Source organism: Geobacter sp. 60473, assembly GCF_036323535.1.
In the GTDB taxonomy this organism is placed as follows: domain Bacteria; phylum Desulfobacterota; class Desulfuromonadia; order Geobacterales; family Geobacteraceae; genus Geobacter; species Geobacter sulfurreducens.
In genome coordinates this window covers 3204077-3216694 of record NZ_AP028967.1, presented here as the reverse complement: position 1 = coordinate 3216694, position 12618 = coordinate 3204077, and the positions used below count along the sequence as shown (strand labels likewise).

The 12618-nt window shown below is 65.2% G+C and carries 11 protein-coding genes; 8 read left to right on the top strand and 3 right to left on the bottom strand.

The window, feature by feature from the left end; translation table 11 throughout:
• Positions 1 to 30 precede the first annotated feature (30 nt).
• The 3 genes from AABA48_RS14545 to AABA48_RS14535 all read left to right on the top strand — a co-directional run bounded on the left by AABA48_RS14545 (position 31) and on the right by AABA48_RS14535 (position 1827).
• Complete coding sequence (locus AABA48_RS14545; protein ID WP_286351051.1) at positions 31 to 201, top strand: hypothetical protein; 171 nt, start codon at positions 31 to 33, stop codon at positions 199 to 201.
• A 26-nt stretch (positions 202 to 227) separates the two neighbouring features.
• On the top strand, positions 228 to 560 hold the full coding sequence (locus AABA48_RS14540) for a DUF3147 family protein (RefSeq protein ID WP_286351050.1): 333 nt from the start codon (positions 228 to 230) through the stop codon (positions 558 to 560).
• Positions 561 to 927: 367 nt separating this feature from the next.
• Positions 928 to 1827: a peptidoglycan endopeptidase gene (locus AABA48_RS14535; RefSeq protein WP_338270688.1), complete on the top strand. Its 900-nt coding sequence runs from the start codon at positions 928 to 930 to the stop codon at positions 1825 to 1827.
• Between the two features lie 5 nt (positions 1828 to 1832).
• Here AABA48_RS14535 and AABA48_RS14530 read toward each other — a convergent pair whose 3' ends face one another.
• Positions 1833 to 2636 (bottom strand): hypothetical protein, encoded by an 804-nt coding sequence (locus AABA48_RS14530; RefSeq protein WP_286351048.1) that lies wholly within the window; start codon positions 2634 to 2636, stop codon positions 1833 to 1835.
• 6 nt (positions 2637 to 2642) lie between these two features.
• Positions 2643 to 4049: a mercury(II) reductase gene (gene merA / locus AABA48_RS14525; protein WP_286351047.1), complete on the bottom strand. Its 1407-nt coding sequence runs from the start codon at positions 4047 to 4049 to the stop codon at positions 2643 to 2645.
• A 78-nt stretch (positions 4050 to 4127) separates the two neighbouring features.
• Here merA and tkt point away from each other — a divergent pair, with 78 nt between their 5' ends.
• The 3 genes from tkt to AABA48_RS14510 all read left to right on the top strand — a co-directional run bounded on the left by tkt (position 4128) and on the right by AABA48_RS14510 (position 7453).
• Positions 4128 to 6134, top strand: coding sequence for a transketolase (gene tkt / locus AABA48_RS14520; RefSeq protein ID WP_286351046.1), 2007 nt, complete (start codon positions 4128 to 4130; stop codon positions 6132 to 6134).
• Between the two features lie 81 nt (positions 6135 to 6215).
• On the top strand, positions 6216 to 6749 hold the full coding sequence (locus tag AABA48_RS14515; protein WP_338270687.1) for a tRNA-uridine aminocarboxypropyltransferase: 534 nt from the start codon (positions 6216 to 6218) through the stop codon (positions 6747 to 6749).
• A gap of 11 nt (positions 6750 to 6760) precedes the next feature.
• Positions 6761 to 7453 (top strand): Crp/Fnr family transcriptional regulator, encoded by a 693-nt coding sequence (locus tag AABA48_RS14510; protein WP_010944031.1) that lies wholly within the window; start codon positions 6761 to 6763, stop codon positions 7451 to 7453.
• 72 nt (positions 7454 to 7525) lie between these two features.
• On the opposite strand, the gene AABA48_RS14505 is transcribed toward AABA48_RS14510, so the two are convergent.
• Positions 7526 to 8449 carry a lysophospholipid acyltransferase family protein gene (locus tag AABA48_RS14505; protein WP_286351044.1) on the bottom strand — a complete coding sequence of 308 codons (924 nt, stop codon included), beginning with the start codon at positions 8447 to 8449 and terminating at the stop codon, positions 7526 to 7528.
• A 365-nt stretch (positions 8450 to 8814) separates the two neighbouring features.
• On the opposite strand from AABA48_RS14505, the gene AABA48_RS14500 reads away from it, so the two are divergent.
• Both AABA48_RS14500 and AABA48_RS14495 read left to right on the top strand, forming a co-directional pair.
• Positions 8815 to 11139: an ATP-binding protein gene (locus tag AABA48_RS14500; RefSeq protein ID WP_286351043.1), complete on the top strand. Its 2325-nt coding sequence runs from the start codon at positions 8815 to 8817 to the stop codon at positions 11137 to 11139.
• Positions 11136 to 12608, top strand: a complete 1473-nt coding sequence (locus AABA48_RS14495) for a sigma-54-dependent transcriptional regulator (RefSeq protein WP_286351042.1) — start codon at positions 11136 to 11138, stop codon at positions 12606 to 12608. The genes AABA48_RS14500 and AABA48_RS14495 overlap by 4 nt, the downstream gene beginning before the upstream one ends.
• Positions 12609 to 12618: the final 10 nt, after the last annotated feature.

Genomic DNA, 12618 nt, shown 5'->3' with positions numbered 1-12618 from the left:
CACGTGTTCGGCAGGAACCAGACGAAACGCATGCTCGCCACCTGCCTGTTTGCGACGCTGGTCGGCGCGCTCCCGGCCTTTGGTGCCGAAGGCGACGCGGTCGCCCGTGCCCGGATGGCCGCCATGAAGGAACAGGGGAGCCTGCCGGGGGAGATGATCGTGCCGCCGGCTTCGCGGCGGGAGACCTGCGGGGGATCGTGAGCGTGGTGGTGGAGTAGGGGGCAACGGTGCAAACCTTCGCAAAGGCACTCATCAGCCTTGCCGTCATCATTGCCTGCGCCAGGATCGGCAAGCGATTCCCGACCCTTGGCGGCCTCATCGCCACCATGCCCCTCACGAGCCTGCTGGTGCTCCTCTGGCTCTGGTCCGAGTCGCCGGGGGACTACCGGCTCATGGAGGGGTACACCAGGGGAGTCCTCTGGGGGATCATCCCAACCATCCTCTTCTTTGTGGTGGCATATGTCCTTTTCCGGCGGCATCTCCCGCTGCCGGTTGTCCTGGCGGCCAGTTTCGGCGTGTGGCTGGCCGGGGCAGCGGTACATCAGTATTTTCTCAAGTGAATCCATAAACGGCGTTTCTGCCGCAGGGTTCACGGATATCGCGGATAAACTCTGCGGCTGACTGCTTTTTGGTGTGTCAGGAGGGCTGTGGTTGCGTAAGGGGGCGGGACTCCCGCTCCGAAAACAGTCAAGCGTCACCGACCGGTTTTTACATGACCTGAACTGCCGAGCCCGCCGCTTTCCCTCCGGGAGTTTCTCCGGTGCTTTTCTGCGGGGCTCTTTTCTCCGCGTGAGCCCCGCCCCCTCACGGGGAGTTGCAGTGGTGAGGGTGCGCACAGATAGCACGGATTGTTGATCCTCCCCCTGTTCCTCCGAACTTTCAGTGGTTAATGCGTTACCTTGTGTATTTTTCGAAGAAGGGAGATGTGTGAAGAGATGCTTTCTGGCCGCTGCCGCGGCCGTTTTCGTTTTGATGATGACCTTCGTCGCCCGGGCGGGCGGTGCGAAGCATTACGCTGTGGCGGTGCTGCCGGCCCCGGTCCTCAATACTCCCGATTTCCCCGGCATCTTCGGCGGCAGGGACGGCTCGACCCTGCGTACCGACCGACAGGGCCAGATCCGGGAGCTGGAATTCATCGCCCTGCCGGGGACGGTGTTCGTGGTCCACGAGACCGTCCGAAACGGCGCATCAGTGGTCCACCGGGTGACCACCGACGACTATCCCTATCCATCGGCCACGGGTTATTTCGTGGATGACCGTTTCGTCCGGCTCACGGATGAGGAACCGCCGCCGCGGTCCCGGTCGCTCCCTTCCCGCGACGAAATCATCGTCCGCCTTCTGGCTGCCAGGGGAAGCCGTTACGTCTGGGGGGGCAATGTGCGCGCCGGGGTGCCGGCAATGGTGAATTTCTTTCATCCACCGGGCAGGCTCCCCGCCGAAACGAACCGCCGCTGGCGGCTCCAGGGGCTCGACTGTTCGGGGCTTCTCTACGAGGCCACCAACGGCGTCACTCCCCGGAATACGAGCGCGCTCACCGGCTTCGGCCGGGGCGTCCCCATTGCCGGCCTTTCCGTCGAGGCCATCCGCCGTCGGCTGGAACCCCTGGACCTGATCGTCTGGAAGGGGCACGTGATCATTGTGCTGGACCGGGAACGGACCATCGAGAGCCGCCTCGGCCCGGTACCGGGAGTGCGGGACGGCGTGGTGGTCCGACCCCTGGGGGAGGTGCTGGCCGAGGTAATGAAGGGGCGAACGCCGTCGGACCGGTTCAGGGACGCGGACGGGCAGGGGGAGAAGACCTTTGTCGTGCGGCGGTGGTATGAATAGGGCGGTCAGCAGCCCCGCCGCTTGAGTTCCTGGCTTGCCAGGCGCTTGCGTTCGGCGCCCAGGCGCCCTGAGGCGGCCAGATTCCTGACCTCCATGGTCGAGGCGGCTGCGAGGAGGGTGCTGAACAGGGAGGTGGGTGTGTTGGGGTTTTTGAGCATGGCTGCCTTCAGGTTGGGGCGGTTGCTCCAGCACTGGTGGCGTGCCACGGCAGCGATGACGTCGCCGGTGGCACGGGAGCTGGAAACCAGTTGAAAGACCGACCCTTCCTTGAGGCGGGGGTTCGTGAGGCACGACTCCACCACCCGCACATCGCCCTCCTTGAGCAGGGCGTCCAGAATCGATGCGGTGGCGCGCCGGGCCAGGGTGATCTTGTTACCCAGGGGGGTGGTGGAGAGACGCTGGATGACGGCGCGCTCGGCCGCGACCCGCTGGTCCGGGGTCACGCCGGCGAGAAGGCAGAGGTCCACCAGCTCGAACAGATAGAGGTGGGGCAGCAGCGACATGACCAACTGGGCGGGGGTGGCGGGGTTGCGCACCAGGGCCGCCTTCAGTTTGTGGCTCTCGGCCACCGCATCGTGGCGGCCGATGGCTGCCACGAGATCCTCGACCAGATCCCGCCGTCCGAGCAATATCAGGAGGTGGTTTTCGTCCAGTGCCGGGTTGCGCAGGGCAGCGCGGATCACCTCGGGCGCGGGGTCGGCCACGACTTGAAAGAGTTCCTCCTTGCCGCAGGTGAGCGCCCCGTGCAGCCGTTGTGACAATTCCCGGTCAAGCTGAACATTTTTTGCGTAGACGCCGCCCGGTTCCATGGTCCATCACTCCGCACAGCACGACAACTTGTTGACATCCCTCGTGAATCCCTGGGCGCAAAGCCGCAGCCCCTCTCCTATTGAAGGGTAGACGTGCAAGGCGTTTGCCAGATCCTCGAACGTGGCCTTCAGCCGGATGGCCAGCGCTGCCTCGTTGATGAGCTCGGCCCCCCGGTGGCAGGCCAGGTGAGCCCCCAGCAGCCGTCCCGTGGCCCGTTCCGCCACCAGCTTGATGACGCCTGCCGTATGCCCCGTCACATGAGCCTTGGGAATGGCCGACACGGGGAGAATGCTCACGATCGGGTCGAGTCCGGCGTCCCGGGCACCCTGTTCGGTGTAGCCGACGACCCCCACCTCCGGGTCGGTAAAGATGGCCATGGGAACGCTCAGGTGGTCCATGGTGCAGCCGCAGCCGGTGGCGAACATGTCGTCAACGGCGATGATTCCCTCCCGCGCGCCCACCGTGGCGATCATCATTCCTCCGGTGCAGTCGCCGGCGGCCCAGATGCCCGGCGCCGTGGTCCTCATCCGTTCGTCCACCCTGACGAACCCCCGGCCGTCGGTTTCCACGCCGGCCACCTCCAGGCCGATGCCGCGGGTGGCAGGTGCGGTCCCCGCCGCCAGGAGGAGCTGTTCCGCCGTATAGGTCCGGCGTCCGTCCTCGCGCTCGACCTCCACGCTCACTGCGGAGCCGTCTCCCGACACCGCGCAGACCGGCGAACGGCAGACGATCTCCACCCCTTCGTCCCTGAGGACGTTCCGTATCGCCAGGGCCGGTTCCGGCTCTATGGGGGCGAGGATGCGCGGGCCGTGTTCGAGGATGGTTACCCGGGTGCCCAGGCGCTGGAACATCTGCCCCAGTTCCACGGCGATGACCCCGCCGCCGATGATGATGAGGGCTGCCGGAAAGCGTTTCAGCAGGAGCGCGCCCCGGCTGGTGAGGAACGGGGTGGACTCCAGGCCCGGAATCTTCGGGATGCGGGGCGTGCCGCCGACGGCCACGAGGAAGCGGTCGCAGCGGTAGACCCGGTCCACCACTTCCAGCCGGCCGGGTCCCAGGAATCGGCCGGTCCCCTTGGCCAGCTCCAGACCTGGCGTATCCCGGAGCAGATCCAGGTACCTGGCGGTGCGCAGGTGCTTTACTACCTCTTCCTTGCGGGCCATGAGGGGGGCCAGATCGACGGTGTCTCTGCACTCTCCGAGACCGAGCCTTGCCCCGAGCCGCCCCTCCTGATAGAATAGCGCCCCGTGGATCAGGGTCTTGCTCGGCACGCACCCCCAGTTGATGCAGGTGCCGCCGAGGACGCTCTTTTCGACCATGAGGACCCGGGCACCCCTGGAGTGGGCCCGCAGCGCGGCAGCGAAGGCGGTGGAGCCTGAGCCGAGGATGATGAGGTCGTGTTTTTCGGACATGGCATGGTTCTCCCTGGTTCTGACAGTGTACCCGAATGAGTGCGTTTGAGAAGTACGTTATGGCAACAAGGAGGAATCATGGCCGCTGTAATCCTTACCAACGAAGACGCCCGCTTGGGCGCCGATACCCTCAGGATGCTGGCGGTGGACGCGGTTGAAGCCGCCGCTTCCGGTCACCCCGGGCTGCCTATGGGGGCCGCCGACTACGCCTTTCTCCTCTGGCACTCCCACCTCCGCTTCGACCCCGCCGACCCGGAGTGGCCGGGTAGGGACCGGTTCGTCCTCTCGGCGGGACACGGCTCCATGCTCCTCTACGGTCTGCTCCACCTCTTCGGATTCGACCTTCCCCTGGATGAGCTGAAGCGGTTCCGCCAGTGGGGGAGCCGCACCCCGGGCCATCCCGAATACGGCCACACCCCCGGCGTGGAGGTGACCACCGGCCCCCTGGGGCAGGGGTTCGCCATGGGGGTGGGCATGGCCCTGGCGGCGCGCATGGGGGCCGCCCGCTTCGCCGACGAGCGGTTCGATCCCTGCGCCCACCATATCTATGCCCTGGTGAGCGACGGCGACCTCATGGAGGGAATCAGCCAGGAGGCGGCATCCCTGGCCGGGCACCTGAAGCTCGGCAACCTGGTCTACCTGTACGACGACAACCGGATCACCATTGAGGGCTCCACGGACCTGGCCTTTTCCGAGGACACGGCGGGGCGCTTCGCGGCTCTTGGCTGGCACGTGCAGGCCGTTGACGGCCACGATGTCCGCCAGGTGGACGAGGCCCTCTGGCGGGCCCGGGTGGAACGGGAGCGGCCCTCCCTCATCATCGCCCGGACCCATATCGCCCAGGGCTCGCCCGGCAAGCACGACTCCGCCGCCGCCCACGGCTCGCCCCTGGGTGCCGAGGAGGCCGCCGCCACGCGCAGGAGCCTGGGGTGGCCCGATGAGTTGTTTCACGTGCCGGAGCGGATTCGGGAGATCTGCGAACAGAGGCGGGAAGCGCTCGCCGAGGCGCGCGCCGCCTGGCAGGATGAGCTCCGCCGCTGGCGCCGCCGCAATTCCGACAAGGGACGGCTCTGGGATCTGATGGCGGAAAAGGGGGTGCCCAGGGATCTGGAGGCCCGGCTGCTGGCGGCGGTGGGAGCCGAAGCCGGCGCCACGCGCGCCCTTGCGGGCAAGGCCCTCCAGGCGGCCGCCGCCGCGGTGCCCTCCCTGGCCGGGGGCTCGGCTGACCTCGAGCCCTCCACCAACACCCGGATCAAGGATTCCTCCTCCGTGCTCCCCGGCAGCTACGGGGGGCGCAATCTTCACTTCGGCGTGCGCGAGCATGCCATGGCCGCCATCATGAACGGCATGGCCCGCCACGGCGGGTTCATCCCCTACGGCGCAACCTTCCTGGTCTTTGCCGATTACTGCCGGCCGGCCATCCGGCTGGCAGCGCTCATGAAGCAGCAGGCGGTGTACGTATTCACCCACGATTCCCTCTTCGTGGGTGAGGACGGTCCCACCCACCAGCCCGTGGAGCAGCTCTCGTCCCTGCGGCTCATCCCTAACCTCCGGGTGATCCGGCCAGCGGACGGCCCCGAAACGGCCTTGGCCTGGGCCGCGGCCCTGCGGCGCACGGACGGTCCCACGGCCCTTGTCCTGACCCGCCAGAAAGTGCCGGCCATCGCCCGGGAGGAGCCCCTGGACCCCAGATCCTTTGCCAAGGGGGGCTACGTGGTCCGTTCCGGGGGTGCGGCCCCGGCCGTGGTTCTCATGGCGAGCGGGTCCGAGGTGGGCCTGGCCCTGGCCGCGGCGGAGATTATGGCCGGTACCGGGGTTGCGGCTCGCGTGGTATCCGTCCCCTGTCTGGAGGCCTTCCTGGCCCAGCCGGAAAGCTACCGGCGCCGCTGCCTGCCGGGACGTGTACCACGAGTCGCGGTGGAGGCGGGGCACGGCGGCCTCTGGTGGCGGCTCCTTGGTCCGGGCGGCCTGTTCATCGGCCTGGAGACCTTCGGCGCCTCGGCCCCGGAAAAGGTGCTGGCCGAACAGTACGGGTTCACCCCTGAGCTGGTTGCCCGGCGCGTGGCCGAGTTCGTGGAGCGCTGAGACACCGTGGGTACCAGATCGAAACGAAGCGAGCGCTGTGCGCGGTGCCGCATGCATATCCACCGGTGCGTCTGCCCGGCTATGCCGCGGTATTCCCTTGTTACCCGCGTGGTCCTGGTCATGCATCACCGGGAATACCCGAAAACCACGGCTACGGGCCCCCTGGCCCTGGAAATGCTCCCCAACAGCGAACTGCGCATCCACGGGGAGCTGGGCCGTTCCCTCGATCTGAGCGATCTGGACACCCCGGCGCGGCGTATCCTTCTGCTCTATCCCGGCGAGGACGTCCCCGTCTTGGACCGGGAGCTGCTGGAACGGGACGGACGGCCCGTCACCCTGGTGGTGCCCGACGGCACCTGGCGCCAGGCGTCCCGCATGGGCCGGCGGATGCCCGGCCTCGCCCGCGCCGAGATGGTCCGGCTCCCGCCGGGCCCTCCCACCGAGTGGGGCGTTCGGCGGGAGAATCATCCCCAGGGTCTGGCCACATTCGAGGCAATCGCCCGGGCCCTGGGCATCATCGAATCACCCGACGTCCAGTCGGGCATGGAGCACCTGTTCCGCCTCATGGTGAGACAGACCCTCGGTGCCCGGGGATGCGCGGTCGACCGGGACTGAAAGGACTTTTCATGGACATCAGGGACATCCTCAGGAAATCGCTTCTCTTTTCCGGCCTGGACGAGAACCACCTGGCCGAAGTGGCGGCCATTGCCGCCCGCCGCCCCTTTGCCCGGGGAGAAACCGTCTTTGCCGAAGGGGAGCCGGCAAACGGCTTTTACCTCCTGGCCCAGGGGAGCATGAAGCTCTGCAAGGTCTCGCCCGACGGCAAGGAGAAGGTCCTCCACTTTGTTCATCCCGGCGAAACCTTTGCCGAGGCTGCTTTCTTCGGCGACGGCAAGTACCCCGCCGAGGCCCGGGCCGTGGAGAAGGGGGAGGCGATCTTCTTCCCGCGCGAGGGCTTCATGGGGCTGCTGGAGCGCAATCCGCGCTTCTCCCTGAACCTGATCGTGTCGCTGTCACTGATGCTTCGCCGCTTTGCCCGGCAGATCGAGGAACTCACCTTCGCGGAGGTGCCGGCGCGCCTGGCCGCCCACCTGGTAGAGCTGGCCGAGCGCAAGTCCACCTCGTTCCAGGGAACGACCTACCTGGATCTGGATATGAAAAAGGGGGAACTGGCGTCACGCCTGGGCACGGTGAGCGAGACCCTGTCCCGTTCGTTCCGCAAGCTGAAGGAGGAGGGGCTCATCGAGGTGGACGGGAGCCGCGTGGTGATCTTCGACATGGAAAAACTGAAGGCCGCTGCCGGGAGGCGCCCGGCCTGACCTGCGCCGCCGCATCCCTGCTGTGCGATCCATTGACAACCTCGCGGGATCGCCGCAGGGGATACGGGGCGGCTACTGCTCCGCCGGTACTCGCTTCCAGCGGTTATAGACCCAGAGCCACTGGTCCGGGTGGCGGACGATGTAGGCTTCGATGGCGCGGTTGAGGAGCCTGGTGGTGGCGATGGGGTCGCCGGCGGGGTCGGGTGCTATCTCGGGGAAGAATTCCAGCACGTGACGATTCCCCTCCCGCCTCCCGAATCCGGGGACCAGGGCCGCCCCGGTCTTGGCCGCCAAGAGGGCCGGCATGGTGGTGGTCCATGCCTTTTTCCCCAGAAATTCCACCAGTTCTCCCTCGCCGGGATGGACTGCCTGGTCCATGAGCAGGCCGATGGCCCCGTTCTTCCTCAAGCGGAAAAAGATCTGTCGTGCCGCGCCGTCGGCATAGATGATACTGTTGCCGTGCCGGTTGCGCAGTCGCTCCAGCAGCTTTGTCAGCGGCTCGTATTTCTGGCGGCGGGCCACCACTGCCATGCCGTCGGAATGGGAGCCGAAGGCGTGGGCCACGATCTCCCAGTTATCGCAGTGCCCCGTGATGAAGATGACCCCCTTGCCCCGCTCCTTTGCCCGCAGGTAGTGCTCCATTCCCCGCAGTTCCGTCCCCTCCACCAGCCCCTGTCCCTGTCCGTAGTAAAGCTTGATGATCTCCACGGCGGTCCGCCCCAGGTTGACGAAGGTGCGCCGGGCGATCTCCTCCGGCGTGCCCGCCGCCGGATCCCACCCTTCCATGGATTGGAGCGCGGGGAGCGCGTTCCTGATGTTCGTGACGGTGTTCCGGCGCACCTTGCCCAGGAGCCGGAAGGCGAGAGAGCCGGCTGCCCCCCCGAGGGCCACGGCGACCGGCGCGGGAAGCAGCAGCACCGGCAGGGTCGCGACGATGGCCGCGAAGACGCCCAGGTGCCACTTGAGACGTTTGCGTAAAGAGAGAGACGTGTCCACGGCCTATCTCATACCATACCCCTCTCCCGGGACCAACCAAAATCATGCGGCCCCAGGGCTGTCCCTTGTTGCGAAATAGCATTAGTGTGCGTTAAAAAACGTAAAGGTGATAACCTCTCGAAATTAAAATAATTTAGAGCCTGCAACGGTATATAGTGCCGTTATTTGGCGTTTTTTGGCTCTATGGGGGGAATACTGCCGGGTAACGGTGGATAGGGAAAAATGCTTATATTGATTGATAGCTATGTTTATGGTCGGAATAAACGAAGAGACCGAACGCCCAGTGGAATAAAAAGTGCTAATAAAGACTTTTGATTAGGTTGTATACATTGATTTAGCGATGTTGTTACCACTGAGAGAGTTCTATGTTTCGAACGACGGGGTTACGCTGTTTCGTCTGCGTGTTGTCGCGCCTGTGGCCGGTCATTATGCTCGCTGGGGTGTATCCCGTTCCGGCAAGCGCCGACTACGAGGCGCGGGCGGCCAACCACATCCTGGTGCTTCATTCCTATCACCCCGGGTATCCGTGGACCGACCAGGTCATGGCGGGAATCCAGGAAGTGCTGTCGAATTCCTTCGAGCGGATTCACATGGACGTGGAATATCTCGACGTGAAGCGCCACCGGCAGTCAGCCCAGGTCTCCCGCATGTTCGACGCGGTGCTGCACCACAAGCTGCGGCAACGGTCGTTCAACCTGGTGATCGCATCCGGCAACGAGGCGCTCGACTACGCTCTCGCCAACCGCAGTGACCTGTTCCGCGGTGCACCTATCGTATCCTGCGCAACCGTCGGCCCCGATCCGCTCCCCACCGCCTCGGCCCGGCATACGGGCGTCAGGGCCGATCCCGATTTTACGGGAGTCATCAGGCAGGCCCTGACGCTTCATCCCGGCACGGCCAGAATGATCGTCATCGGCGGCACCCGTGAGCTGACGGACCGCTTTAATGCCCAACGGCTCATGGCGGCAAGCCAGGCATTCGCGGGGCGGGTAACGTTCGATTTCTGGAATGACTTGTCGGCAGAGGAGATCATCGCACGGCTCCAGTCCCCTGCCCGCAGCGCCGTAATCCTCATCAACGGGTCGATTCGCGACCGCTCAGGGAACCTTCTCTCGTTCCACGAGCAGACGGGCCTGCTGCGGCAGGGGGGCCTTCCCCTCTACAGTTTCTGGAACGTTTTTCTCGGCGAGGGGGTCGTGGGGGGACCGTTCGTGGATGTGCGCGAACAGGGGCGGATTGCCGCGCGGACGGCACTGCGGGTGCTTCATGGGGAGCCGGTGGCCGATATTCCGGTGGTGCAATCGGTCATCACCGTGCCGACCTTTGACTACGAGGAACTGCAGCGGCTGGGCATATCTCCCCGGCGCCTGCCGCCGAAGCACATTCTGACCAACGGACCCAAGCCGTTCTACAACCTGAGCAAGTCCCAGTTTCTCTGGGCTGTCGCGATTCTGTTCGGCTCCCTGAGCATCACCCTGCTGCTCACCTGGAGCATCCTGCTCCGCCGCCGGGCCGAGCTCAGGCTGCGCCAGAGCGAGCAGAACTACCGGCAGCTTTCCCGGCAGTTCGGGATCATTCTGGACGGCATCCCCGACAGTCTCACCCTCATTTCCCATGACATGAAGGTGGTCTGGTCCAACAAGGTGGCCGGCGATCCCTTTGGGGCACCGTTGCGGACCGTGCCCGGCGAATACTGCTGCGAGATGCTCTATAACCGCACCACTCTCTGCGATAACTGCCCGGCGGTGAGGGCGTTCGAGTCGGGCGAGAACGAGGAATCCACCATCACTACGCCCGACGGCAGGACCCTTGAGGTGAAGGCATTCCCGGTCAGGGAGGGATCGGAGACGGTGAGCCACGTAATCATGCTGGCCAGCGATATCTCAGACAAAGTCCGTCTTCTGGAGGAAACGGTCAGGACGAGCCGGCTCGCATCGCTGGGCGAACTGGCCGCCGGCGTGGCCCACGAGATCAACAACCCCAATGCGGTGATCCTGCTTAACGTGGACCTGGTCAAAAAGGTGTGCCGGGAAGCAATCCCCCTGCTGCTGGATCGTGTTGACCCGCAGAGCGAGCTGGCGATCGGGGGGATCCCCTGGTCGGAGATGAGCGAGGAACTGCCGCTCCTGCTGACGGAAATGGAGGAGGGAGCCGGCCGTATCAAGCGGATCGTGGATGACCTCAAGGACTTTGCCCGGGGCGACGGCACCGACCAGTGCGAGCCTGTGGACCTGAACGAGGCGGTCCGGGTCTCGGTCCGCCTGGTGGGCAATGCCATTAAAAATGCCACCGATCATTTCGCGCTGGAGCTGGCCCCCGGCCTCCCTTCCTTCGAGGGAAGCATCCAGCGGATCGAGCAGGTAGTGGTGAACCTGATCATGAACGCCTGCCAGTCCCTCCAGGACAAAACAAAAGGGATCACCGTCAGCACCGGCTACGACTTTCTCCATGGGGTCTGCACGATTCAGGTGCGCGACGAGGGGCAGGGGATTCCCCCGGAGGTCCTTCCCCGCATCACCGATCCGTTCTTCACCACAAAGCGCGAAACCGGCGGCACGGGTCTTGGCCTGTCGATCTGCATGCGCATCGTCAGAAGCTACGGCGGCACACTCGAGTTCCAGTCCGCCCCGGGAGCCGGGACAACGGCTACCCTGTCCCTGCCGGCCGAAAAGGAGGTCATTGCCGCATGAGTCCGGAAAAGTATCCCCCCAAGCCCATCCTGCTGGTGGACGATGAGACTGCGTGGCTGCGCAGCCTGTCGCTCACGCTGCGGGAGGCCACCGGCATCGATAACATCATCAAATGCTCCGACAGCAGGCAGGTGATGGCTATTCTGCGCGAGACCGAGGTGAGTCTGATCCTTCTCGACCTGACCATGCCTTACTTCTCCGGCACAGACCTGCTACAAATGATCGGCCAGGAATATCCGGACATCCCTGTGATCGTCCTGAGCGGACTGAACCAGGTGGAAACGGCTGTGCGCTGCATGCAGTTGGGCGCCTTCGATTACTACGTGAAGACCGTAGAGAAGGAGCGCCTCATCACCGGCATCCAGCGGGCGTTCTCCATGCAGGAGATGCGCAACGAAAATCGCAGCCTCAAGGCGCGGTTCCTTGATGACCACCTGGCCCATCCGGAGGCTTTTGCGGAAATCATGACCGCCAGCAAGAAGATGCGGGCGGTGTTCCAGTACTGCGAGGCCGTGGCCCAGAGCAGCGAACCGATCCTGATCACCGGTGAAAGCGGAGTCGGCAAGGAGCTCATTGCCCGCGCCGTCCACCGCATCCGCTGCCCTGGCGGTCCCTGGGTGGCGGTAAACGCGGCGGGGCTCGACGATACCATCTTTGCAGACACCCTGTTCGGGCACGCCCGCGGCGCGTTTACCGGCGCCGAGCGCGAGCGGCGCGGCATGATCGAAGAGGCTGCCGGCGGTACCCTCTTTCTGGACGAAATCGGGGACCTGAGCCATGCCTCCCAGGTGAAGCTGCTCCGGCTCCTCCAGGAGGGGGAATTTTTCCCCATCGGTTCTGACACTCCCCGTAAGCTCCGGGCCCGGCTCGTGTTCGCCACCAATCTCGACCTGAGCGGCAAGAACGGCTCCAACGGGTTCCGCAAGGACCTCTACTTCCGCCTCAACGCCCACCAGGTCCAGATACCTCCCCTGCGGGAACGGTTCGAGGACCTGCCGCTGCTGATCGACCATTTCCTCTCGGAAGCCGCAGATACCCTGGGCAAGCGTCGCCCCACCCCCCCCCGGGAGCTGGCAACGCTCCTGTCCATCTACTCCTTTCCGGGGAACATCCGCGAATTGCGGGCCATGATCTACGATGCGGTGAGCCGCCATCGCTCCCATGTCCTGTCCCTGGACAGCTTCAAGGAGAAGATCGGGTACAGCACGGACCTGCCGTCGCCGGCGCCCGATGCGGAAATCATTTTCCCCGAGCGGCTGCCGACCCTTGAAGAGGGAGGACACAGGCTGGTCATGGAGGCGGTCCGGCGCGCCCGGGGCAATCAGACCCTGGCGGCGGCCATGCTCGGCATAACCCGGCAGGCGCTTGCCAAGCGGCTGAAGCAGTTCCCCGATGCCACTCCCGCTCCCCCCGCACGTGCCGCAGGGAGTGGGCTGGAGCGGGTGCTGCAGTTCTTTCCCGCCCATTGAACCGTCAGCA

Excerpts from the sequence above, each read along its gene's own strand:
- AABA48_RS14495 (WP_286351042.1), top strand. The coding sequence starts at position 11,136 with ATGAGTCCGGAAAAGTATCCCCCCAAGCCCATCCTGCTGGTGGACGAT.
- AABA48_RS14545 (WP_286351051.1), top strand. The coding sequence starts at position 31 with ATGCTCGCCACCTGCCTGTTTGCGACGCTGGTCGGCGCGCTCCCGGCC.
- AABA48_RS14530 (WP_286351048.1), bottom strand. The coding sequence starts at position 2,636 with ATGGAACCGGGCGGCGTCTACGCAAAAAATGTTCAGCTTGACCGGGAA.
- AABA48_RS14500 (WP_286351043.1), top strand. The coding sequence starts at position 8,815 with ATGTTTCGAACGACGGGGTTACGCTGTTTCGTCTGCGTGTTGTCGCGC.
- AABA48_RS14515 (WP_338270687.1), top strand. The coding sequence starts at position 6,216 with ATGCCGCGGTATTCCCTTGTTACCCGCGTGGTCCTGGTCATGCATCAC.
- AABA48_RS14510 (WP_010944031.1), top strand. The coding sequence starts at position 6,761 with ATGGACATCAGGGACATCCTCAGGAAATCGCTTCTCTTTTCCGGCCTG.
- tkt (WP_286351046.1), top strand. The coding sequence starts at position 4,128 with ATGGCCGCTGTAATCCTTACCAACGAAGACGCCCGCTTGGGCGCCGAT.
- merA (WP_286351047.1), bottom strand. The coding sequence starts at position 4,049 with ATGTCCGAAAAACACGACCTCATCATCCTCGGCTCAGGCTCCACCGCC.